Genomic DNA, 22,266 nt, shown 5'->3' with positions numbered 1-22,266 from the left:
CGGCAGTATCTATTTATATTAAATTACTAACATATGAAACTACGTATCATATCATCAGCTTTGCTGATGATAGCCATCGTTGGAGCAGGTTGTGTGAGCAACAAGAAGTTTGCCCAGTTGCAGACCACTTATAACGATCTGCTGAATCAGAACAGGGCGCTGGACAGCAAATATCAGATTGCCCAGCGGGACCTTTCCGGGGCTACGGCCAGGGTGCAAAGCCTCGAAGAGCAGATCGCATCCCAACGCACGGGGCTGGCAGCCCTGCAGGCGGCGCTGGACAAATGTCTGAATTCCACCAGCCAGGGTAATACCAATATTTCCAAACTGGTGGACGAGATCAATGCGTCCAACCGGTACATCCAGCACCTTGTGAACACCAAGAACAAGAGCGATTCGCTGAACATGGTGCTCACCAACAACCTGACCCGTTCTTTAAGCCGGGAAGAGCTGAGGGATGTGGATGTGCAGGTACTGAAAGGCGTGGTGTACATATCGCTTTCGGATAACATGCTCTACAAATCAGGCAGCTACGAGATCTCCCCCGCGGCAGGTGAAACGCTCGGCAAGATCGCCAAGATCATTATGGATTATAAGGATTATGATGTGCTGATCGAAGGTAATACCGATAACGTGCCCATCTCGCAGAAGAACATCCGTAATAACTGGGACCTGAGCGCATTGCGGGCATCTTCCGTGGTGCAGGCATTGCAGAACAACTATGGCGTCGACCCGAAAAGGCTGACCGCAGGCGGCAGGGGAGAGTACAATCCCATTGCTTCGAATGACAGCGATGCCGGAAAGATGAAGAACAGGCGTACGCAGATCATCATCACACCGAAACTCGACCAGTTCATGGAGCTGATCGAAAAGGCGCCGGAACCAACTGAAGGCGCTGCAGCAGCGGATTCTACTTCAGGTTCCTGATACCTGATCAATATAAAAGCTGAATGCCCCGGGAATTTCTTCCGGGGCATTTTTTTATGGTGTTTCCTCATATTCATACCGCATCTGGTGCCATTCATTTCCACCTGCATACCAGCTTGAACCGGACAGTAACCCCGCTGCATTGTATGTAAGCGCCCGGGGAGAAGCACCGTGGTACATGGGAAACCGCTTGATCCAGTTATTCCGGGAAAGCCGCGGTGCGGTATCGAAGCCCTCGATGAACAAAGAGAACGGCCGGAATACCAGGCCATGGTCCGCATTCACGAACAATTGCACATTTTCAACCTGGTCATATTCCCAGTGAGGCGCGAGAACGGCGTCCGTGCCGATATAGTTTCCCTGTTGATCATACACGTAAACCATCGTATCATTTTCCGGAGAACCGGCGTTTGTGATGCTGGTTATCATGGAGTCTCCATAATAGGTATATTGATAGGTGAGGCCCAGCAGCTTTTCCGTAGCGGGCAGGCGTTCATTGTTACTATAGGTGAACCGTATCACCTCTCTTGAACCATGCCCTGCATATGCCTGGTGGATATGTGTGACCCTGTGCTGGTGATCATAAAAGAAAGTGTCTGTTTCGAGCAGGGTCAGCACACTGGTATCAGCAACTGATATCCATTTGAGATGTACCCAGGGTTTGTGCTGCTCATTGTATTTAAATTCATGTACTTCCTTGTAATATTCATCCGGGTCAGGGTAGAATCCTATGATCTCTTTGACATCAATGATTTTAGTGAGCAGCCATTCAGGTTGTTCCTGCGGCGGTTGCGGAACGCCGGGCTCTTTAAGGCAGCCGGTAAAGATCAGCAGGCACAGGCCTGCAAGGGCATGTAGCTTTTTCATAATAAGGATATGGAATGGTTAAAAAATAAGGTTCATCAAATGGGTCTTATCCCGTGCTAAAGCAAGAGTGTGGGCCAAACGTCATTAAAAGTAAGCGAAAAGTAAACGCCGGGGTAGTACTGATTCCAGTAGTTTATGCTTTAGGAAGATGATATTCACGCCTTTTTGGGCTGGTTCTCAAAAATATCAATGATCATATCAATTTCCTTTTTGAACATGGTCCTTTTTCTTGTTCCGAAATGGAGGGTGTTTTCGAGGACGTTCTTTCCTTCCCATACCAGTTTGATCCCTCCGGAAGCCATTTCTTCCCGGCACAGGAAATCCGGCAATACGGAGAAGCCGTGGTTATTGCTGAGGCAGCGTACGATGGAGCTGATATTGGGAACGATGTAATTGGGCTTGAAATCCATATGCCGCTCAAAATTCGCCTGCCAGAACCGTTTCTGATGCTCCATGTCCGCCGCCGTGCTGTACCATATCTGCTGTTTCAGCCAGTTTTCCGCTTCCCTGAGCTTGTTGGCGTTGATCAGCTTTTTTATGGGTTTGATATCTGTTCCGGAGCCGCATACCAGCACGATCTTTTCCTTTGAAAACGCCTTGTATTCAAGGTTGGCCTGTTCTCCCTTCCGGGGCGTAACGATGAGGTCCAGCAGCCCGTTGTCGAGATCCTGCAGCATTTGCGGGTACTCCCCGAATTTGATGATCACATTGAAAGGCAGGGAAGAGATGTGTCTTTCCAGCGTGAACTGGAATGTTTCGAAGCACATGCCTATGCTGATGGTGGCGCGGTCTGTCCTGGAGCTTCGGTGAAACAGCTGCTCAACGGTTTCCAGCTTGCACAGCGGTTCTGTTACGAAGTTGTACAACACCTTCCCGCGTTCCGTGGGTACCATCTTCCTGGCGGAACGGTCGAAAAGTTTGTAGCCCGTGTAGCTTTCCAGCGAAGTCAGATGCAGGCTTATCCCCGGCTGCGAGATATACAGCGCTTGTGCCGCCTTGGTGAGCGTTCCATATTCGTAAATGGCTTTAAAGCTTCTGAGCCATTCCAGATCCAGTAACATAATCTATCATTTTAATGATACAAAGCTATGATTTATATTATTATGTAAATACTTATTCTTTGAGGACTTTTGCACAGTTAAAAGTAAAATCCTGCAAATATGAGTACAGTTAGCATCTGCCGCATCCCCGGAAACCCTTGCCGGCAGCCAGGTGAAAAGCAAAGGACTGCCAGCGGCTTTATGGGCGTTGACCATCAGCGCCTTTGGTATCGGCACTACGGAATTTGTGATCGTGGGCCTGCTGCCCACCGTTGCCAATGATCTGCATATCACTATTCCATCGGCGGGTCTGCTGGTGAGCTTATATGCCATTGGCGTAGCCATAGGCGCTCCGGTGCTAACGGCATTGACCAGCGGCATTCCCCGCAAACGCCTGCTGATCTCCCTGATGGGACTCTTCATTATCGGAAATGCGCTGGCGGCCATTGCCCCCGGCTTTTATACCCTGGTGGTTGCCAGGATCGTTACGGGTTTTGCGCATGGCGTATTCTTTTCGGTAGGGGCTACCATTGCGGCCTCGCTCGTGCCTGCCGGGAAACGGGCGTCTGCCATTTCCCATCATGTTCTCCGGCCTTACGATAGCCATTGTTACCGGCGTGCCGCTGGGTACATTCATCGGTCAGCATTTCGGATGGCGGGCAACATTTATAGGCGTTGCCCTGCTGGGCGTCATTGGCCTGGTCTCCAGCATTATCCTGGTGCCGGGCCATCTGAAGAATGAAAAACCGGCTTCCCTGAAAACGCTGGTAAAAGTGCTGGTTGAAAAGCGGCTGGTACTGGCTTATTTGATGACGGCACTGGGTTATGGCGGCACCTTTGTGGCATTTACTTATCTCTCGCCTATTTTGCAGGAGCTGACCGGTCTGCGGGAATCCCTGGTGGGCATTATCCTGCTGCTTTACGGGATCGCCATTGCCATCGGGAACCTGGCAGGTGGGAAAGTGTCCAACAAGGATCCCCTGAAGGCCCTGCTCTGGATATTCGTGCTGCAGGCAATCGTGTTGTTCATCTTTTCCTTTTCTGCGCATTACACTATTCCAGCCATTGTCACATTGTTTATCATGGGCGGGCTTTCCTTCGCCAATGTGCCGGGCTTGCAATTGCTGGTGGTGCAGATCGCGGAAAAGCACCGGCCCGGCATGGAAGATGTAGCCTCAGCATTCAATATTGCAGCTTTCAATGCCGGAATTGCCATAAGCGCTTTTGCCGGCGGCCTGATCGTTGCTTCGCCGCTGGGGCTTGGTGCAACGCCCTGGGTTGGGGCAATATTTGTATTGCTGGCTGTGGGAGTAACACTGCTTAGTACGAAGATCAGCCGCAAATAGTCTGTTCGTTCTTTAACAAGAGGAGGGCGCTTTTAGTGATGCTTATGGCGGTTGTTATTATTTTCTGCTTTTCGCCTTTCATTACTGCGGGCTATTCAGATAGGATGATAAGAAAAAGACTGCATTAACGACAGTTCAACAATTGGTCGGATTTTATTATTTTGTATGTAAATACATCATACCATGAAATACATTTCATTCATTATTTTTTTAACCTCAGCGGGATATTCCTATGGGCAGGACTATATATTAAATCAGGCGACAGCTATTCAACCTGCATCTTTTAAAATTAACAGTACAAGCTATATTATTGGCGCCGGCAGTACTTATTTGGGTATCGGTCAAACAGGAAATACAACAGCCAATATTGCCGGTATTGCAATTGACGGTGTAAACGGAGATTTTGTAGGACTGGATTATCTGCAGATATATCAGCAACGAGATGGGAATGCGTTTATAAAGAATAACAATTCAACGGGAAGTTTAGTATTTGGTTCCGGTGTGGGGATAGAAAGATTGCGCATTACCCCTGAAGGTACTGTTGGTATTGGAGTTACTGCTCCCGGAGCATTGTTTCATATCAGACGTGATGTGCTGGGAGATACTTATCTGCGTGTTCAAAATAATCAGGATAATCCTTCTGTTACTGCTGGGTTAATGTTGACAACCTTAAACGGTAACTGGAGGTTGAATGCCAGAAGGGGAACAGGTTTCTCTATTAGCGCACCAACTGTTGATAATGTTTTATATGCATTAAATAATGGTTATGTTGGTATTGGCACTACCAATCCTCAGTCGCAGTTAGCCGTTAATGGAGAAATTACGGCAAAAAAGGTAAGAATCACGCAAGCCGGTTGGGCGGATTTTGTGTTCGAGCCGGATTATCGCCTGCCGGCAATAAGTGAAGTGAACGATTATATAAAAAAGCATAGGCATTTACCGGGTATTCCCTCGTCAGCAGAGGTTGGAGAAGAGGGATTTGATGTAGGCGTAATGAATCAGAAATTATTACAGAAGGTAGAAGAACTTATTTTGTATATCATCCAGTTAAAAGGTGAGATGGAGGAGCTGAAGGCGCATCTAGAGTTGGATAGGCTTAATTAGATTGAGGTCAGAATATTTATATGAAGAGCAAAAAGGGAATAATGGTGATATCTGGAGAGATGCCGTATTTATATGCGCTATTTTGAGTTGGCCGTCAATTGGATAAAGAGTTGTTAGCCGGGTAGCATTGTTATTCGGTTCATTTTTCTGAGTATTTGAACTTGATAGTGATGATTTGACCACTGCGGATGAAGGTTATTTTATATCGTTTTTATGATTTTCTTTTGTTACTTTAAACATGGTCCTTTTAAGCATTTTTGCCATGTCTCGATTATAGAAAGGGTCATCCTTGAGAGTGGGTGTCGCATATAGAGTTTTACCATATTTGGCTTCAATCTCTTTTCTCTTGATGTATTTGAACCATAAATTTTCAATATTGGTTTCGGGTTTTCGCTGCGCCCGGATTACTTCGATGAATTGTTGTTGCTTTGGGCTACATGGCAAAAGCGTACCGCTACTTAATGCTTCAAGCCAATGTCCGTATTTTTCCAGAAGTTTGATTTCTTCATTTGAGAAGATAATAGTATTGCAGGCAATGGCAAATTTCCCCTTTGCTTTGATGTACTCAATATGGGTTGTCTTATTGTTGGTATTCATAAGCTGATAATTATTTTATGTTCCAGTAACTTTCAACAATAACAGGTACGTTGGGGATAATCCGGGCGCAGGCTTTCGTTATCGAATATAGTGATTTTTTGCTAATTTTTGGAGTGTTTTAGCTTGAGTATTGCGTTGGCAGTGCCAGGTGTTCTCGGAGCTAGCTAATTCTTTCTAAACAGGGAGACTATCTTCCGGTAAAAATATTCGTCATTTCCCCTGAACCTTATACCATCCCTTCAACGCTGCAGATATTTCCTGCTCCTGAACATGATCGCTCAATATATCGTCATAACGCATGCCGCGGACATTCATCAGGTATTCTATCAATACCCTTCCCCTGAAGTATGTTATAGGATCAAAGTGCCCGGGCGCTGATTCCACCCATTGCGTTTTACTTTCCTCCAGCTTATACAGCCTGCTGACCGTTTTCATGAAATCATAGCCGGGAGCACGCATATCATCCTGGCAGGCAATATATTCCGGATAGCCTTCCTGCTTCCATAACGGGGGATGATTGACCGGGCTGAACTTCCCCATGCCGTAACGGTGCACTTGAAGGCAATGCACCATTTCATGTGCAATGGTTCTGGTCAGGTTCCTTTTATTTTGCGGGCTGGTCAGCAGGTTCTCCCCGAAATCCGCATCAATATTCAGCAGGATGTTATTGTCCAGGCTCCTGGCCAATGACGGTCCCAATAATTTGAAGACGATGTTTTTATAGGTTGTTCCGTTCGTCAGGAAGATATCATACTGATAGTTCCTGTCATAAAGTTCAGCGGTTTCCACAAGCGCTGTTGCCTTGTCGAGCACTGCCCGGTAATCACCTTTTACCGGTGTATTGGAATAAATGGTTACGGCTTTGTAAGTAATGCGCTTTGCAAAGAGATTGTTGGGATAGAGTATGAATACAACCAGCAAGCCGGTCACGAGTACCAGGGAGAGGGTAGTGCCGATGAGGATTCTTTTCAGGTATTTTTTCATGGCGGAACGATTTTCTTCAAAATAAGTATTTTCTGCACATAGCGGGTCACGTTTTCTGCGATTATTGACACCACTGATTTGAACGGTAAAAATAGGGTGTTGGCAATCCCGCCCGAAGGAGGAGCTGGGTATGACCGTGATGGAACGGGGAAAGGTCACTGGTCCAGCCGTCCGGAAGAATTCCTTTGTTCAGAATTTTGTTTTAAACTTGCAGTTCAAGCCAAAATGCTGATAATTATTGTCAGAAAGCCGATCAAATCGTGAACACGAACTGCTGCTGCGGGTATCCCGGGGAGATGAACAGGCATTTGAGCAAATGATCTACCTGTACTCGGAGCGCGTATTTTTCCATGCCCTTACTTTCATCAAATCATGGCACCAGGCGGAAGAACTGGTACAGGATATCTTTATGAGGATCTGGCAGAAGCGTGACAAGCTTCAGCAGGTAGAGAACTGGGACAAGTATCTTTTCACGGTAAGCAGAAATTTCCTGATCAATGCCGTACGGCGCGCCGGTGCGAAGTTTGAGCTTGGTGAGGCCGATGATATCCCCGATCTGTTAACCCCCGATCAGCAGCAGGAGAACAAGGAGCTGCGCATCCTGCTGGATAAAGCCATTCAGCAGTTGCCGGACCAGAAACGCGCTGTTTTCACCATGATCCACCTGGAGGGCGAAAGCCAGGAAAAGGTGGCCCAGGCATTAGGGATCGCCACCCGCACCGTCCGCTGGAACCTGGTCTCCGCTATTAATGAGATCAGGGATTTCCTGCACCGGCATGCAGTAGACCCGCTTCCTGTCATTTTGCTGCTTTGCCTGCCGGCAATATAGCCGGGCGGGCTGTTTAAATTTTTTTTTACGGTTGTTGCCGCTTTTCTCCTTTCAGGGTGTCTATAGGTATGTGCCGCTTCGTGCGGCCGTTGCAAAGCGTTGAATATGCATGAGAAACAGCCTATAGCCGACCTGATAGCGAAGCATAACAGGGGATTGTTGTCTGCCGCTGAACAAGAGGCCTTTTTTCGATTGTTTGAAAGGGATGATCTTGATCCGGAGGTAGCGGACTATCTGTGGCAAAACTACCGGCAGTATGCAGACACTGCCATCTGGCCCGAAGCCTTCCGCCGGAAGTTCGCGGAGCGAATGACCAAACGTATCCTCCGGTCTGCCCAACCTTCCGCTCCCAAAGTAGTTCGCATGACGCCTTTCCTGCAAAGGCGCTGGTGGCGCTATGCCGCCGCGGTGCTCATTTTAGCGGGAACAGGCGCTTATCTCTGGAGCATCACCCGCGATCAGCAGGCGGCAGCGCCCGCGCAGCTGGCTCAGGCCACGGTCTCCCCGGGCACCAATGGCGCCGTGCTTACCCTCGCCGATGGCACAAAGGTAGTGCTGGACAGCCTGGGCAACGGTGTAGTGGCTTCCCAGCGGGGAACGGACGTGGTGCTGAAAAACGGATTGCTGGAGTACCATACTACGGATAATGGCATGCAGGCCAGTTACAACACACTGGAGATACCCAGGGGCCGCCAGTTTCAGCTGGTGTTGCCGGATGGCTCAAAAGTGTGGCTGAACGCGGCCAGCACCATAAAATATCCCACCATCTTCACCGGAAGGGAGCGGGTTGTGGAGATCAGCGGCGAGGCTTTCTTTGACGTTGAGCAGGATAAAGCCAAACCATTCATCGTTAAAATAAACAACAGTACTGTAATTGAGGTGCTGGCCACCAGCTTCAACATCAATGCCTATGAGCAGGAGCAGGCGGTCAAAACAACACTGGTGGAAGGTTCGCTCCGGGTGAATGCGAATAACGACCGGCAGATGCTCAAACCCGGCCAGCAGGCGCAGGTAGCCGCGGGCAAGCCTGTGAGGGTGGTGAACAACGTCAACATCAGCCAGGCAATGGCCTGGAAGAACGGGTATTTTGACTTCAACGATGTTGATCTGCCGGTAATGATGCGTCAACTGGAAAGATGGTACGATATACAGGTGATCTACGAAGGAACGGTACCTGACGTTACATTTAAAGGGAAAATGGACAGGAATGTACAGCTGTCCGATGTAGTAGGCTTCCTGAAGAATTTCGGGATCAATGCCAGCCTGCAGGACCGGAAATTGTTGATATCCGGTTCCTGATAACAAGTGATAAATCCAACCAGAATAACCCCAAACCTGTCTGAACAAAGAAGCCGCCACGAGTTGCAGTCGTAGCGGCCAAACAGTTCGGATCGTTTCGAAGGAATATGACTAGTACACTTTCTTTACAACCAAAACCAATGCAATTTATGCAAAAAATCGCTTATGGTTATCTGGCCGCCCGGGGGAGGCGCCGTAACCTTGCCAAAAATCTTCTGGTAATGAAGCTCACGATGATCTTGCTGACAGCTTTTTTATTGGACGCCAGCGCCAGAAGCTCGGCGCAGACGGTGACCTTTTCCGGCACAAAGGTTTCGCTGGAAAAGATATTCGCTGACGTTGAAAAGCAAACGGGCTACTTTATCCTCTATACCAAAAAGACACTGGAAAGCACCAAACCTGTTACGGTATCGGCAGAGCATATGGACCTGCGGGACTTTCTGGCCGTTATTCTCCACGGCCAGCCGCTTAAATATGCCATTGCCAGCAAGACCATTACGATATCCGCATCCGCACCGGCTCCGGCATCGCCATTTATCCCCGAAGCGCAAAATCCCGTTGCGGCCATTACCATCCTGGTGAACGACCCGGGCGGAAAACCGCTTTCGGGCGCTTCCGTGACCGTCAGGAGCAAAAGGGTATCAGGCGTTACAGACGCCAGGGGCATGCTCAGCCTGGATGTTGAAAAAGGAGATGTATTGACGATTTCCTATGTGGGATTTGAAACGAAAACAGTGGAGGTTACCGCTGCTATGCTCTCCTCAAACAGCCTGACCATTTCATTGCTGCCCACAGTTACCACATTGTCTGACGTAGAGGTGACGATCAATACCGGTTACCAGCGCATTCGCCCGGAACAAAGCACCGGCGCTGTTTCCCGGATCAGCACGAAAGAATATGAATCCCGGATCAGCACCAACTTTCTGGATGGATTGACGAACCGGTTGCCGGGTCTCATGATCAACAATGATGTGTCCTTTACAAGCACGGGCCCGGACGGTTTACCTTCCTCCCGGAGTTTGTTCAACATCCGGGGGATCAGCACCATGTCCGCCAATCAGCGCCCGCTGATCGTGATAGACGGTTATCCTACGGAATTGACGCTGGATATGATCGATCCGAACGAGATCAAGTCCGTGACCATTCTTAAAGACGCCGCCGCTGCCACGGTGTACGGCGTGCGGGCTTCCAACGGCGTGATCGTCATTGAAAGGAAGCAGGCTTCGCTGGGCAAACCGAAATTCGCCTTCAGGGCCACTACCGGTATCAGGCCTAAAGAGAATTACAGCCGTTACCGGTGGGAGGACAGTGCCTCTGCCGTTGTTGTCAATTACCAGAAAGCCGTCAACGGCCCAAGCGTCACCGAAAGCGCCTGGGAGCAGTTGCATACGCCCAACAGCACGCTTCCCCGCAACCGGGTATTTCAAATCCTGGCGCAGCAGGCAGCAAAAATAATCACGGATGAGCAGGCGGCGAGAGCGATGGCCGACCTGTACAGCTACGACAATACGGACGACTACAGCCGGTTGTTCCTTCGTTCCCCGGTCACACAAACCTACAACCTGAACGTTTCCGGCGGCAGTGGCAACGCGCTGTATTACATCACGGCGAACCATACACGCAACCGGCAGACCAATAAAAATAACGATAACAACAGGACCTTGCTCAGCGCCCGCAGCACGTTGAGGTTCTCCAAAAAGCTTTCCCTGGAGCTGACAACGGATTACCAGGAGCTGAACTTTAACAGCGCACCCGTTCCGTCCATCACTTCGATAGCTCCCTACGAGCGCTTCCAGGATGTGAACGGCAATCCGTCCTATATTGTAGCAGACGGTATTTCACCTTATTACAATGATGTACTGGTAGCGCGGGGGCTGTATGACCAGTTGTCGTACCCCCTGGTAGACGTGAACGAGATCAGGGATAAAACGCGTACCATCAATAACAGGATTATGGCCAATTTCAGTTATATGATCGGTGGTGGTTTTGACCTGTCGTTCGGCGGCATCTATGAAACTTCCAAGTCGGACTGGCGCTCCCTGGCCTCGGAGCTTTCTTCTGAAGCCAGGCGGAATGTGAATGCCTATGTTACCGTAAACCCTGACGGAACGCTCAAATACAACATACCCAGGGGCGGATATCTCCAGCAGCAGTCCTCCTCTACATCGAGCTATACTGCCCGCGCACAATTGAATTACAACAAAAGGATCGGAAGCCGGCATTCCATTAACGCGATACTGGGTGGGGAAGTAAGGAACCTGATAGAAAAAAGCAACCTGGCCAGCTATTTTGGCTATAATGATGAAACGCTGCTGCAGCAACCGGCGGACCTTGCTTCCATCAGTACCGGGGCAGTCAGAGGCTCTTTCGGGCTGACACAACCTTTTCAAGGCCAGGATGCATACGAAAACCTGTTTAACCAGGCGTATGCCGAAGACAGATTCTTATCAGCCTATGCCAACGTTGTATATTCTTTCAAAAATATCTATTCGCTTACCGGCAGCATGCGTATAGACCAGTCCAACCTCTTCGGTACCAATCCCAAATACAAATACAAGCCGCTTTGGTCTGTTGGCGCGGCATGGAATATCAACAGGGAAGACTTTATGCAGGACGTTTCCTGGATCAACCTGCTCAAGCTGCGTATGGCCTACGGCTTCAACGGAAATGTGGCGAAGATGTCGCTTCCCCAGGTGATCGCAGAGGCAGCGATGAATCCGTACACTTCACCCGCCAGCCCTTCGCTCAGGCTGTTTTCCTACGCCAACAGCAGCCTGCGCTGGGAGCAGACGAACAACTTCAATATCGGCCTGGATTATAATATTTTCAAGAACATCACCGGTACCGTTGATTATTATACGAGAAAAAGTACAGATCTGCTGGGCAACGCGCAGATCGATCCTACTATCGGCGTGAGCCCTTCACTGATCAACACGGCCACTATCAGCAACAGGGGCATAGAAGTGGGTGTGCATGCAGACTGGATCACCAAACGGAATTTCAACTGGAACACGGGTATCGTGGTGGCGCACAACAGCAGCAAGGTGCTGGAGGTGTTCCAGAACGGCGATTATAATCCCGAGACCCTGAATGCACTGGGATACGTAAAAGGCTATCCCGTGGGCGCATTATTCGCTTACCGCTTCGGGGGGCTTGACAGTACAGGGCATCCTTTGGTGCTGAATACGAAAGGGGAGGCCTATCATACGGACAAGAGAGGTTCTTCCACCCCCACGGCACTGGCAATGAAAAGCGATACTTCGGGCCTTACGATGTACATGGGCTCTTCCATTCCTACCGTCAACGCAGGTTTGAGCAACCGGGTAGATATCGGCAACTTCTATGTTTTCTGCATGATCAACTATTATGGCGGATTCAAGGTAAGGGTGCCCCGGCCTAATCCCGCGTCTTTGAGGCCGCAGGAAGGCGCAGGCACTTACTGGAAAGCTCCTGGTGATGAGTTGACAACAGATGTGATGGCGCTGCCGGGATATGCCAATGCCACCGCCCTCAATCCGTATAACTATGCTGACAAATACGTGGTAAACGGAGATTATATTACCCTGGGCGATCTGACGGTTTCTTACAGCTTTGATAATGCGGCGTTCATCAGGAAAGCCGGCTTCAGTCATTTTGAGGTGAAATGCCAGGCTTCCAACCTGCTGACGGTTGGTTTGAACGAATACAACTACAGCATGGCCACCGGTAGCTACCTCAAACGTTATCTGACGCCTACTTACACCGTCGGCATTTTTACCAACTTTTAAATTGTACGAGCGTGAAACACTTTAAATATATTCTTATTCAGCTGGCGCTTGGCAGCGTTGTGCTTACGGGATGCGACAAATACCTGGATGTGACACCCAAGGGGAAGAAACTGCTGTCCACCGCCGCGGACTATGACCAGTGGCTGAACGATGAGCTGCTTGCAAGAGGGTCCGGGGAGCCATACTGCTGGTCAAACTATTTTGGCGATAATGCAGATATTGCATCCATCAATACGCCTCCCAAGCTGCTCCATGAGCTGATCTACACCTGGGCGCCGCAGTTCTCCACAGACCTGAATGCGGCTACTGCTTTCTGGGGAGAGCATTATGCCCGGATCAATCAATTCAACACGGTATTGCTGGGAATAGATGACGCCATATCCGCCACCGGCAGACAGAAGCGAAGCCTGAAGGCGGAAGCCTTGCTGGGCCGTGCGCTGGAATACTTCTACCTCGTGAACGAGTACGGCAAACCTTATGATTCCGCTACGGCCGGCGAAGACCTGGCAGTGCCCTTCGTTACTTCCAATGATGTTACGCAGGACGTACCGGGGCGGAGCACCGTTGCGGAGATATACCAGCACATCATCGACGACCTGAATGCCGCCATTCCCGATCTGCCGGTAGATAACAGTGCCAACCGGTCCCGGGGATCCATGTCAGCGGGCTACAGCGTATTGGCCAGGGTATATTTTTATGCCCGGAACTATGCGGAGGCGCGGAAGAATGCAGCACTGGCATTGACGATGGGCAAGACAGAGATGATCGATTTCAATGGGCCGCTTCCTTCAACGAACCTGCTCAGCACGCATCCGGATGTTATTTATGGCCGGATGGTCCTCGGCCAGGTGGGGGCAGACCTGGATTTCATGCGTTCTTTTGCCGGCAATGATCTCCGTATCAGGATGTTTTATCAGAATACCGATGGCTACACTTTTACCACCAGAGGCGCCACCGCGTACTTCCCACCAGTCTTCAGCCACACGCTGTACTATACCAACGCCGGCACCTCCGTGCAGGAAATGAAACTGATCATCGCGGAATGCGCCGCGCGCGCCAACGACCTGCCGGAAGCCCTGCAGGCGCTGGACGATGTGCGGAAGAACAGGTTCCCCGTCGCCAGCTATGTGCGTTTCGAATCCACCAACCGGGAAGAGGTACTGCAGGAAGTATTGCTGGAAAGAAGCCACGAGCTGCCTTTCTGCGGGCTGCGCTGGTTCGACATGCGGCGCCTGGACAAGGAGAACAGGATGGATGAAGTTGTGCGGTACGATGCGCAGGGCAATGTGATCGCCACCCTGCCACCGCACAGCGACCGTTATACCCTGCAGATACCGATACAGGTTATGCGCTTCCATCCTGATATGCAACAGAACCCATAACCAAAAAAATCAGACAATGCGTACCATTTATAGCTATATATTTTGTTCGTTCATTTTGCTGCTGGCCGCATGCCGCAAGGAAAACGGCCCGGTTGTATTACCGGCAGGCAGCATTTCGTTTCAGTTGCCTGCTGATAAAGATACCGTACAGGTGCCCGTTTCCATCCTGAAGGATTCCGCTATGGTGATCGGGTTGAAAGCGGTATTGTCCGGCAACACATCGTCTGCGGACCATTGGGTAAGCTTTGCTGTGGACACCACCAGGATCACGGCATACCGCGCCGAATACGGTGATGCGCTGCTGCTGCCGGCCACTTCCTGGCTGTTCTACAAATCCACCACCCGCATTGCCGCCGGTTCCCCGGTTTCCGAGGACGCGGAATTGAACATCGGGCTGCAAACGAAGCTGACAGAGTATTCTACTTATGTGTTGCCGGTGGTCATTGCGTCGGTGGACGGCAATCCGGACGGTATTGCCACCAACAGGGTAGTGTACCTGGTGTTCAAAACCGGCAAGCCGTTGTTTATCAGTAAAACCGGCTGGACGATCAATGGGGTATCTTCCGTGTTCAACGCATTTGCCGCCGCCAATATCCTGGACAACAATGACCTCACGACCTACTGGACCAGTAATATCACGCAGCAAATGCCGCAGTGGATCTCCATCAATTTTAACCGCGATGTAACCTTCACGGCCGTGAATTACTATTTGCCCCCGCTGCTGAACTATCCCGCCCAGGGTGGCTATCCCACCTCCATCAGGATAGAGACGAGCATGGATGGTACTAGCTGGACAGATAAAGGTGTGTTTGAGGGCAACATCGCTGATAATATGCAGACGCTCGATGTAGGTCTTACCACCGCCCGGCACCTGCGTTTTACCGCACTGGCATCCGTTAAATACGCTTCGGCATATGAAGCCATATTTATCAGCGGCATATCGCTGGTGCCATAACATTATTCCCTTCAATAAAGAAAATAGATATAGAGATGAGAAAAAGTATGATCCTGACAGCAGTCTGTTGCCTTCCATTAAGCCTGCTGGCGCAAAAGAAGTTTACTATCCATGGAAAGGTCGGTACGCTGGATGCTCCTGCAAAAGCTTACCTGAATTATAAAAATGATGGCAACGACGTCATAGATTCTGTAGTACTGCGGAAAGGCAGTTTCACCTTTACCGGGGTGCTTGCTTCTCCCACAATGGCGGTGCTCACCTTAAAGCACGATACCGTTAGCCGGCCAAGGAACGCAGAGCGTGATGCCCTCTATTTTTATATAGAGAATGCCAGCATTACCGTAACTGCGGACGAATATGTGCAACGCGCCGAGGTTAAAGGTTCTGCCACAAATGATGATGACAGGGCGCTCAAAGCCTTGCAGAAGCCTTACCGCGACAGCGCCAAAGAGCTGATGGCCAAATATAATGCCGCCACACCTGAACAGCGTAAAGACAGTGTTTTCCTGGCGCCTATAAGAGAAATAATGCGGACAACGCAGGCCGGATACGACAGTGTTAACCGGGCATTCATCGCAACACATCCCAACTCCTATATATCCCTGATTACCTTTCAGGAGCTGGAACTGGGCTACAATTTCAATCCTGATACGGCAGCAGTGAAGTTTGCACGCTTCCCCGCCAGCCTGCGGGAATCCGCCGCCGGGAAAAAGATGGCCGCCGTTATTGCAACCAGCAAGAAAACCCAAACGGGTGTGATGGCGATGGACTTTACCCAGAAGGATACCACCGGGAAAGCCGTTAGTCTTTCCGATTTCCGGGGTCAATACGTGCTGGTAGATTTCTGGGCATCCTGGTGCAAACCCTGCCGTGCGGAGAATCCGAATTTGCTGAAGGCTTATAACAAATACAAGGAAAAGAATTTCACCATACTGGGTGTATCGCTTGATGATGAAGACGGCAGAAGGGCCTGGCTGGGCGCCGTGAAACAGGACCGTATGCCCTGGACGCAGGTGTCTGACCTGGAAGGGTTTAAAAGCAAGGCTGCGGTGATGTATGGGGTTACGGCCATTCCTACCAACTTCCTGATAGATCCCTCCGGCAAGATCATTGCGCGGAATCTCCGTGGAGAGGAACTGGAGAAGAAACTGGGTGAGATAATTCCGATGTAATAATTTTCGGGAATGATATAAAAGGCGCCTCCTGTGCAGTTAAGCGGGAGGCGCCTTTTTTTACTTAACAGGTACCATGTGCATCCTTAAAACACTGCCCTCAGGGTCTTTATAATCCAGTACACACTTGTCCGGCGCTAGTGCAATAACCTTCAACGTCGCTTTTTCTTTTGTCTCGTTATCCACTACCGTTAATATTTTCTTGACCTCGTCATATGCCCACGTACCATGCTGTATTTTCTTTTGTTCAATGGATTTTACGGTATTATCCTGATAAAAGAACATCCTGTCCCCACTTTGATCGGGAGCGGGCGGAAATTTTTCCCCGTCTTCTTCATAGAATTTCAACTTCCATTCTTTGCAGATCAGTGCTTTGAAAGTTTTATCGCTTTTCTCCTGGGCACAGACAGGGGCGGCGGGAACCAGTGCCGCATAGATGATAAAAAACATTACGGTAAGGTGTCGTATCATGGATGTAATATTAGCATGTAAATTATTTTTTTCAAAGTGGTGGTGATAACGTTTACCGCATGCTCCTGCCTGATACAGCCTCCTTTTCCCATTTCCGTTGTATGAGGAACAAGCCTATCCAGTACGGAATAAAGACGGGCATCAGTATTCCAGCGAATAATCCACGTAAGCCCCAAAGCGCTATCATATATACGATTAAAAGTGTCCAGACGGAAGCAAAGACCCAATTGTATCTGATAGCCCATTTAGCTTCCAGCCAGACAAGCAGGCCCATTAGCGTAAACATTGCCGTTGGTACGAATTTTCCGATAACGGTACCAAGGCGGTATCCGGAGCCGTTTTGCGGATCCAGGGCTTCCGGATCACTAGCGCTGTAGTCTGGTGCAAAGAAGGCCGACCAGATAAAGAAAATTATACTGAAAACAATAATGCACCACATGTAGATGGTCAGCCACATGGGCAGGATGTCACGGCGTCGGGGAGAAATCTGCCTGTCGAAATCTTCGTCAAAGATAGTTTGTTGTTGATCCATCGGTATCGGGTAGTTTGATGCGTTGATATTATTTTCCGGCTTTCAGCATATAGCAGTCTTACATACATGCAGCACAGTTACAAAATCTACCACAGGTCAAGGTATTTAATCTATCTAATATAGTGCTTTTTACAACAAACGCCCCGGGAACCCCCGGGGCGTTGTGTTTCCTATTCTTCGCCTTTCACCACCGCCTGGCTTACAGCCGTCATCACACTGCCGGCTACGATCAGGTATCCGCCGATGCGGATAACGATCTCCGGCAAAGCTTCGGGTGTAGTGGCCAATACACCACCCGCTGCTATTAACGACAAGCCAATGGCGCGGAGCTTACGGAAGAATGGGGGCGTTTTTGACATGAATCGCTCTTTAATGCCCATAGTGTTCCGTTTTAGATGATGAAAGATCAGGCAGCGCTGTCTGATACCGCCACGAAGGAAAGCGCGTTGCTGAGCTTGGCGCCTACTTCGTAGTCAATACCATTCATATGCTGATAGAAGGAAAGTCCCAATGCCAGGATCAGGGTGCTATCGCCAATCACCGGCGCCAGTACCTCCAGTTCCAGGGATGGGTTGACCTCGTTCGCGATCACCAGCATGCCGGAGTCGATAGATGCCGTGATATGATCCTGGTTCCCGAAGTTGATGGATGCGCCTGCCAGTGTAAATTTGTAGTGCGTCGCCGCTTCGCTGCTTTCGATCAGTTTGGACGGGTTGAGGGCGGGGATCACCACCTTCATGCTCCCGGTCTCCCGGTCGATGGTAGTCGTGTACGGCACTTTGAGCGCGGTGCTGAGGGCTTTGCTGTCGTTCAGCTCAAATCCTTCCAGCAGCTCCATGTCCGCCTCCACGAAATTGCGCAGGCCGCGCGGGCTCACGGTATCCGTTTTCAGGATCATGCCCAGTTGGGACGAGAGCCGTTTGGTGAGGGCCGGCGCATCGATGTCGTTGATGATCGACGCGAAGGAGCGGCGGATCAGCTTGCCCGCTTGTGCTGCGCGTGCGAACTCGCTCAGGTTTTCCGTTACGCGCTCGCTGATGGTTTTTCTGCCTGCAGGTTTCTGGCGGGCGAAGTTGCCCTCTTTGGTGTGGTAGAACACCACGTTGCCAACAGCGCCTTCCAGTTGCATCAGACCTATTTGTCTAGCCATTGTAGTAAGATTTAAGAGAAGTAAATGGACGCTGTTGAAGGCCAGCATCCGTTCAGCCTTTCATCATAACATCCCGGCGACGTCTTTCCGGTCTGTTATGTTCCGGTACCGATGATGCAAAGCTCGCACGCAAAATGATCGTTTCAAAATCACCGTGCCGGATGTGCCGAATATGCCGAATATGCCGTTTTTGACACATGAAAACAGGAAATTTCGTATATTCATCAACCATATTTGACCCTGTTCTAAGCTTAACCCTGCAAATCCCTGCATATGGAAATCTCTATGCATTTGCTTATGACAATCATGGAATGTTACTTCCTTGCAGCTGCAAAGCTGGTCATCCACGCAAAAGAAGTCGCCCAGATCGCAGATGTGGCGGAACGCACCGCCAGGAAGATCCTGCATCAGATCCGTGTAAAGCTGAACAAGACGAAGGATATGTTCGTCACCATCGAGGAGTTTTGTGCGCACAAGGGTTTGAATGCCGATGAAGTAAGGCGGCAGCTCCGGGGTTAACCCGTATCAAACCCGGGGATTACCCATAGATTATCCATGGATCATCCATGGCATATCCATGGTATACCCATAGATACGAAAAGTGACCGGTACTGATTTAACGCGGCTGGGGGGATTCGTATATGCTTACCGGTTTATTTTCTATTGGAGCTGAGGATGATGGCCAGCAGAATGATGAGTGCGCACCAGAGCGGTATGATCCGTCTTTTTTCTCCTATCCTGTGAATGACAAAGAGGGGGGAAACAGCGATGGTGCACCAAAGTGTTTGTGCGATAATGGGGAAGTTTGCATTTCTTTTTTTGTGAAGGGATTTATTGATTTCCAGGAAAAGGAAGAAGGGGCCTGAAGGTACAATGATGTTCAGGCATAATACAAGGATGATTTTCTTCATCTTTTTTAATGGATTTTGGTTTACAGGGGTTAACAGTAAATGCTGCTAAATGTTTAGCAAGCAGCGGGTTTTTTATTTCAGAATTTGTTGCAATCGATTTTTTGTGATGAATGCTTCTATAACTGCGAGGATGTGGGTAATGTCTTCAGCCGGGAGTGTTTCTATTTCCTGGAGTTTGGTGGTGAGGGGGCGGGTATCGTTGAGGAGGTCTATGCCGAATACGAGGCTGTCGAGCGAGGTGTTGAGGGCTTTGGCGATCTTCGCGGCCATGTCTATGGAGGGGCTGATGGCGTCGCGTTCGTAGCGGCTGATCATGTGTTTGCTTGTACCAACTATGTTGGCCAGTTCTTCCTGCCTGATATCCTTTCCTTTTCTGATCTGGGAGAGCCGGTGTCCGAATGTCATATTGTTGGTGATTTGTGGTTGAGCCAAAGGTAAGCAAAAAGCCATTTTACTAAAATCATATTTATGGATATTTAATTATACATATCTGATTTATGGAGTTATTTGAATTGATATTTAATGACCTAAAAGTTTATTTTGTGAACAAATAAGGCTTGTTTATTTATATATTAATATGTACCTTTAATAAACAAATAAGTACATTATGGAAAACAATAAAACGAAACGGCTTATCACAATTTCACGTAAAGTTGAAAACCGGGACGGCAGGCTTGCGGCCATTCCTTTTTTGCGGATAACTGGCAAATGGTTTGAGAAAGCGGGGTTTTGCATAGGGGATATCGTGGAGATAGATGTAGAAAACGGGCGCCTTGTAGTGAAAAGAACAAAGAACTCCTGGCGGGTAGAAAAAAGGGCAGTGGTGGAAAAATATATGGTAGATGAAGTGGGGGAGCGCATCGCGTAAGCCCCCAAATATTTTTGTCAAAACGATTGCCAGTTGCTGTGTTATTTTTATATTGCAATATGTTTGAACCTCGTAAGCACACCGAAGACCTGATACAAGTTTTCTTAAAATAATTATATGCATATCAACCTGAGGCATTCACCCTCGGCAACAAATTATTGATCTTCTTGGATTATCGATTGATATTTTATTGTTCACCCCTAAAACATTGTTATGGGAAAATTTATTATTTCTACGCGCAGTAATGGCGAATTCCAGTTTGTTCTAAAAGCGGATAACGGCGAAACTATCCTGGTCAGCGAAGGCTATACCGCCAAAGCAAACTGTCACAATGGAGTTGCTGCAGTAAAAGCAAATTCCACTGATGAAGGGAAATACGAAAAGAAGGTTTCTGCCAATGGCAAGCATTATTTCACGCTCAAGGCTTCCAATGGTCAGGTGATCGGTACCAGTGAAATGTACGAGACCCCGCAGGCAGGGACAATGGAATAACGTCTGTTATGGAAAACGCGCCGATGGCGGATATTGATGAGAAACTGTAGTATTTACCTGAGATAGATTGCGCGCCAATGTGTTGTTTAAGGAGTACCAGGGCGATCATGTTATTGTGTCGGTGATTTTGTTTGAAGGGGATGATTATGAGGCGCAGGAGTTTTGTGATAATTGAGGGTGGCAGGGAATCTGACCTGGTGACGGATTGATTTTTATGTTGAAGGATAATCGCCGGGCCGGATGCCCGGCGATATCAATACTTTCTATCTATTCGAAGCGTTCAAATTCGAAATACAGCTTTTCCGACTCCTCATTCAGGATATAAAACTGGAAAGTGGAATCGGTGAGCGTAACTACCTCCCCGGCGTATGGAGGATAGTCGAAATCTATCCCGTTGGCGCCCAGTCCCCAGGAAAAGGGGCCGCCGCCGGTTCCGCAGCCGTTGGTGACCTGGTTGGGAAGAATATCAAAAGTGCTGTCTGTCATGAACACGTAATGGTCATCCATCTGGCAGTCAGCAAGAGCGTTCTCCCCGGCCATGATATCCCTGTCAAAAACACCATCGTCGTTAAAGTCGTAGCCGTAAAAAACGGGCACCCAGTTCTTGTTCATGATCAGTTTCAGGTTTTTTTGCCGCAGGGTGGGGGTGTCGTCATTCTTTTTGCAGGCTATAGCCAGCATGGTAAGGAGGATAAATAGCAGGCCGGGCCTGGTAAATCTGGTTTTCATATGTATAGGTTTTTTTGGTAATGTAAAGAAAAGGATTTTATTGCTGGGGTTAGGGGGGATTTTTGTGTGATATGGGTTATATGGGAGATGGATTTGAGCTATTCGGCTCATTTTTCGTCAATATTTGAGCCGAATAGGGAGAATAATCGGCTCATGAACTACAATTGGCGCAACGGGACCGGCCATATTTTAGCCATGATCTCCTGAAACAAAAGAGCGGTATCGATACAGGAGCAGGTATAAGGCAATGGAACTTATACAAGTAGTTTCAGGAACCGTTGGCTGGAAGCGGATTCACTTTAAAACGCCACCATCCTCCGCAGTGCCGGATGAAGTAAAGCGGCTCAATGTGGTTTAGTGATACCGTACTTGGTGAGGAAAAGGAGGTTCAAAGGCCTTCGTCTGGTCGGTCATAAGTACTGATAGAGCGCATAAGGAGGACCTGTGAGTTACCGACCATGTTGTCGACTATGTTACCGATCATGCCCGTTCCGTTATCACCAATGGCAACTGTAAACCGGGATTGAGACGAAGAGACATATTTTCAATGACCCTGGAATTCTTTATATCTAAATATTTAATTCCCATATTATTACACGTGAATTCCAAATGCAATGAACTAAAAATAATTATTGAGCTACAATAAAGTTAGCTTAATCGGTAATATAGTTTCCTGCCTTCACTGTTCTCGGCTATTTGAGGATCACAATTCCGGGAGCTTGGTAACTAAAGTGATTATTGTTTTTCACAGAAAATGTCTTAGGATTATATTATAGCTTTATATTGTTGTTGCTATGATTGACGGGTAACTTCGAATGATGTATTCTATTAAATCACTTACAAA

General features: G+C 48.8%; 22 protein-coding genes and 1 pseudogene. 12 read left to right on the top strand and 11 right to left on the bottom strand.

The annotated features are described in order from the left end of the window. Positions 1–33: 33 nt before the first annotated feature. Entirely contained in the window at positions 34–927 is an 894-nt protein-coding gene (locus FW415_RS19190; RefSeq protein ID WP_148388270.1) for a flagellar motor protein MotB, read from the top strand. A 54-nt stretch (positions 928–981) separates the two neighbouring features. On the opposite strand, the gene FW415_RS19185 is transcribed toward FW415_RS19190, so the two are convergent. Both FW415_RS19185 and FW415_RS19180 read right to left on the bottom strand, forming a co-directional pair. Continuing rightward, positions 982–1,794 carry a hypothetical protein gene (locus FW415_RS19185; RefSeq protein ID WP_148388268.1) on the bottom strand — a complete coding sequence of 271 codons (813 nt, stop codon included), beginning with the start codon at positions 1,792–1,794 and terminating at the stop codon, positions 982–984. Positions 1,795–1,949: 155 nt separating this feature from the next. Further along, positions 1,950–2,855, bottom strand: coding sequence for a LysR family transcriptional regulator (locus FW415_RS19180; protein ID WP_148388266.1), 906 nt, complete (start codon positions 2,853–2,855; stop codon positions 1,950–1,952). Between the two features lie 166 nt (positions 2,856–3,021). On the opposite strand from FW415_RS19180, the pseudogene FW415_RS25790 reads away from it, so the two are divergent. Next, a pseudogene (locus FW415_RS25790) lies at positions 3,022–4,180 on the top strand (MFS transporter). Between the two features lie 183 nt (positions 4,181–4,363). Continuing rightward, positions 4,364–5,284 (top strand): hypothetical protein, encoded by a 921-nt coding sequence (locus tag FW415_RS19170; RefSeq protein ID WP_148388264.1) that lies wholly within the window; start codon positions 4,364–4,366, stop codon positions 5,282–5,284. Positions 5,285–5,479: 195 nt separating this feature from the next. On the opposite strand, the gene maoP is transcribed toward FW415_RS19170, so the two are convergent. Both maoP and FW415_RS19160 read right to left on the bottom strand, forming a co-directional pair. Continuing rightward, entirely contained in the window at positions 5,480–5,881 is a 402-nt protein-coding gene (maoP, locus tag FW415_RS19165; protein WP_148388262.1) for a DUF413 domain-containing protein, read from the bottom strand. A 210-nt stretch (positions 5,882–6,091) separates the two neighbouring features. Continuing rightward, positions 6,092–6,865 carry a hypothetical protein gene (locus tag FW415_RS19160; RefSeq protein ID WP_148388261.1) on the bottom strand — a complete coding sequence of 258 codons (774 nt, stop codon included), beginning with the start codon at positions 6,863–6,865 and terminating at the stop codon, positions 6,092–6,094. 238 nt (positions 6,866–7,103) lie between these two features. Here FW415_RS19160 and FW415_RS19155 point away from each other — a divergent pair, with 238 nt between their 5' ends. From FW415_RS19155 to FW415_RS19130, 6 genes are all read left to right on the top strand, one after another. Next, the gene (locus tag FW415_RS19155; RefSeq protein WP_148388259.1) at positions 7,104–7,694 is read left to right on the top strand and encodes an RNA polymerase sigma factor; all 591 of its coding nucleotides are present in this window, start codon (positions 7,104–7,106) and stop codon (positions 7,692–7,694) included. A gap of 105 nt (positions 7,695–7,799) precedes the next feature. After that, positions 7,800–8,993, top strand: a complete 1,194-nt coding sequence (locus FW415_RS19150; protein ID WP_148388257.1) for a FecR family protein — start codon at positions 7,800–7,802, stop codon at positions 8,991–8,993. 149 nt (positions 8,994–9,142) lie between these two features. Next, the gene (locus FW415_RS19145) at positions 9,143–12,760 is read left to right on the top strand and encodes a SusC/RagA family TonB-linked outer membrane protein (protein ID WP_148388255.1); all 3,618 of its coding nucleotides are present in this window, start codon (positions 9,143–9,145) and stop codon (positions 12,758–12,760) included. Between the two features lie 11 nt (positions 12,761–12,771). Next, positions 12,772–14,142 carry a RagB/SusD family nutrient uptake outer membrane protein gene (locus tag FW415_RS19140; RefSeq protein ID WP_148388253.1) on the top strand — a complete coding sequence of 457 codons (1,371 nt, stop codon included), beginning with the start codon at positions 12,772–12,774 and terminating at the stop codon, positions 14,140–14,142. Between the two features lie 16 nt (positions 14,143–14,158). Further along, entirely contained in the window at positions 14,159–15,097 is a 939-nt protein-coding gene (locus FW415_RS19135) for a discoidin domain-containing protein (RefSeq protein ID WP_210420737.1), read from the top strand. A gap of 35 nt (positions 15,098–15,132) precedes the next feature. Beyond that, complete coding sequence (locus FW415_RS19130; RefSeq protein WP_148388251.1) at positions 15,133–16,269, top strand: TlpA disulfide reductase family protein; 1,137 nt, start codon at positions 15,133–15,135, stop codon at positions 16,267–16,269. Positions 16,270–16,329: 60 nt separating this feature from the next. Here the strand turns inward: FW415_RS19130 and FW415_RS19125 are convergent, their stop codons facing one another. The 4 genes from FW415_RS19125 to FW415_RS19110 form a co-directional block, all read right to left on the bottom strand. Continuing rightward, positions 16,330–16,719 (bottom strand): lipocalin family protein, encoded by a 390-nt coding sequence (locus tag FW415_RS19125; RefSeq protein WP_148388249.1) that lies wholly within the window; start codon positions 16,717–16,719, stop codon positions 16,330–16,332. A gap of 73 nt (positions 16,720–16,792) precedes the next feature. Further along, positions 16,793–17,272, bottom strand: coding sequence for a hypothetical protein (locus FW415_RS19120; RefSeq protein WP_148388247.1), 480 nt, complete (start codon positions 17,270–17,272; stop codon positions 16,793–16,795). A gap of 170 nt (positions 17,273–17,442) precedes the next feature. Next, a complete protein-coding gene (locus FW415_RS19115) occupies positions 17,443–17,631 on the bottom strand; it encodes a hypothetical protein (RefSeq protein WP_246858810.1) in 189 nt (62 codons plus the stop codon). A 47-nt stretch (positions 17,632–17,678) separates the two neighbouring features. After that, entirely contained in the window at positions 17,679–18,422 is a 744-nt protein-coding gene (locus tag FW415_RS19110; RefSeq protein WP_148388242.1) for a hypothetical protein, read from the bottom strand. 297 nt (positions 18,423–18,719) lie between these two features. Between FW415_RS19110 and FW415_RS19105 the strand changes: the two genes are divergently transcribed. Further along, positions 18,720–18,941 (top strand): hypothetical protein, encoded by a 222-nt coding sequence (locus FW415_RS19105; RefSeq protein WP_146866322.1) that lies wholly within the window; start codon positions 18,720–18,722, stop codon positions 18,939–18,941. A gap of 134 nt (positions 18,942–19,075) precedes the next feature. Here FW415_RS19105 and FW415_RS19100 read toward each other — a convergent pair whose 3' ends face one another. Further along, entirely contained in the window at positions 19,076–19,333 is a 258-nt protein-coding gene (locus tag FW415_RS19100) for a hypothetical protein (protein ID WP_148388240.1), read from the bottom strand. Between the two features lie 72 nt (positions 19,334–19,405). Beyond that, positions 19,406–19,738 (bottom strand): helix-turn-helix domain-containing protein, encoded by a 333-nt coding sequence (locus tag FW415_RS19095; protein WP_168208893.1) that lies wholly within the window; start codon positions 19,736–19,738, stop codon positions 19,406–19,408. A 202-nt stretch (positions 19,739–19,940) separates the two neighbouring features. Between FW415_RS19095 and FW415_RS19090 the strand changes: the two genes are divergently transcribed. After that, entirely contained in the window at positions 19,941–20,201 is a 261-nt protein-coding gene (locus FW415_RS19090) for a SymE family type I addiction module toxin (RefSeq protein WP_148388236.1), read from the top strand. Between the two features lie 213 nt (positions 20,202–20,414). Further along, on the top strand, positions 20,415–20,693 hold the full coding sequence (locus FW415_RS19085) for a YegP family protein (protein WP_246858809.1): 279 nt from the start codon (positions 20,415–20,417) through the stop codon (positions 20,691–20,693). A 267-nt stretch (positions 20,694–20,960) separates the two neighbouring features. Here FW415_RS19085 and FW415_RS19080 read toward each other — a convergent pair whose 3' ends face one another. After that, a complete protein-coding gene (locus FW415_RS19080) occupies positions 20,961–21,422 on the bottom strand; it encodes a hypothetical protein (RefSeq protein WP_148388234.1) in 462 nt (153 codons plus the stop codon). Positions 21,423–22,266 lie beyond the last annotated feature (844 nt).

This window comes from Chitinophaga sp. XS-30 (genome assembly GCF_008086345.1).
GTDB lineage: Bacteria > Bacteroidota > Bacteroidia > Chitinophagales > Chitinophagaceae > Chitinophaga.
This window is presented reverse-complemented; position numbering and strand designations above follow the sequence as displayed.

Excerpts from the sequence above, each read along its gene's own strand:
- FW415_RS19105 (WP_146866322.1), top strand. The coding sequence starts at position 18,720 with ATGACAATCATGGAATGTTACTTCCTTGCAGCTGCAAAGCTGGTCATC.
- FW415_RS19135 (WP_210420737.1), top strand. The coding sequence starts at position 14,159 with ATGCGTACCATTTATAGCTATATATTTTGTTCGTTCATTTTGCTGCTG.
- FW415_RS19115 (WP_246858810.1), bottom strand. The coding sequence starts at position 17,631 with ATGTCAAAAACGCCCCCATTCTTCCGTAAGCTCCGCGCCATTGGCTTG.
- maoP (WP_148388262.1), bottom strand. The coding sequence starts at position 5,881 with ATGAATACCAACAATAAGACAACCCATATTGAGTACATCAAAGCAAAG.
- FW415_RS19080 (WP_148388234.1), bottom strand. The coding sequence starts at position 21,422 with ATGAAAACCAGATTTACCAGGCCCGGCCTGCTATTTATCCTCCTTACC.
- FW415_RS19130 (WP_148388251.1), top strand. The coding sequence starts at position 15,133 with ATGAGAAAAAGTATGATCCTGACAGCAGTCTGTTGCCTTCCATTAAGC.
- FW415_RS19185 (WP_148388268.1), bottom strand. The coding sequence starts at position 1,794 with ATGAAAAAGCTACATGCCCTTGCAGGCCTGTGCCTGCTGATCTTTACC.
- FW415_RS19170 (WP_148388264.1), top strand. The coding sequence starts at position 4,364 with ATGAAATACATTTCATTCATTATTTTTTTAACCTCAGCGGGATATTCC.
- FW415_RS19110 (WP_148388242.1), bottom strand. The coding sequence starts at position 18,422 with ATGGCTAGACAAATAGGTCTGATGCAACTGGAAGGCGCTGTTGGCAAC.
- FW415_RS19150 (WP_148388257.1), top strand. The coding sequence starts at position 7,800 with ATGCATGAGAAACAGCCTATAGCCGACCTGATAGCGAAGCATAACAGG.
- FW415_RS19145 (WP_148388255.1), top strand. The coding sequence starts at position 9,143 with ATGCAAAAAATCGCTTATGGTTATCTGGCCGCCCGGGGGAGGCGCCGT.
- FW415_RS19125 (WP_148388249.1), bottom strand. The coding sequence starts at position 16,719 with ATGTTTTTTATCATCTATGCGGCACTGGTTCCCGCCGCCCCTGTCTGT.
- FW415_RS19160 (WP_148388261.1), bottom strand. The coding sequence starts at position 6,865 with ATGAAAAAATACCTGAAAAGAATCCTCATCGGCACTACCCTCTCCCTG.
- FW415_RS19100 (WP_148388240.1), bottom strand. The coding sequence starts at position 19,333 with ATGAAGAAAATCATCCTTGTATTATGCCTGAACATCATTGTACCTTCA.
- FW415_RS19180 (WP_148388266.1), bottom strand. The coding sequence starts at position 2,855 with ATGTTACTGGATCTGGAATGGCTCAGAAGCTTTAAAGCCATTTACGAA.
- FW415_RS19120 (WP_148388247.1), bottom strand. The coding sequence starts at position 17,272 with ATGGATCAACAACAAACTATCTTTGACGAAGATTTCGACAGGCAGATT.
- FW415_RS19190 (WP_148388270.1), top strand. The coding sequence starts at position 34 with ATGAAACTACGTATCATATCATCAGCTTTGCTGATGATAGCCATCGTT.
- FW415_RS19085 (WP_246858809.1), top strand. The coding sequence starts at position 20,415 with ATGGGAAAATTTATTATTTCTACGCGCAGTAATGGCGAATTCCAGTTT.
- FW415_RS19090 (WP_148388236.1), top strand. The coding sequence starts at position 19,941 with ATGGAAAACAATAAAACGAAACGGCTTATCACAATTTCACGTAAAGTT.
- FW415_RS19095 (WP_168208893.1), bottom strand. The coding sequence starts at position 19,738 with ATGACATTCGGACACCGGCTCTCCCAGATCAGAAAAGGAAAGGATATC.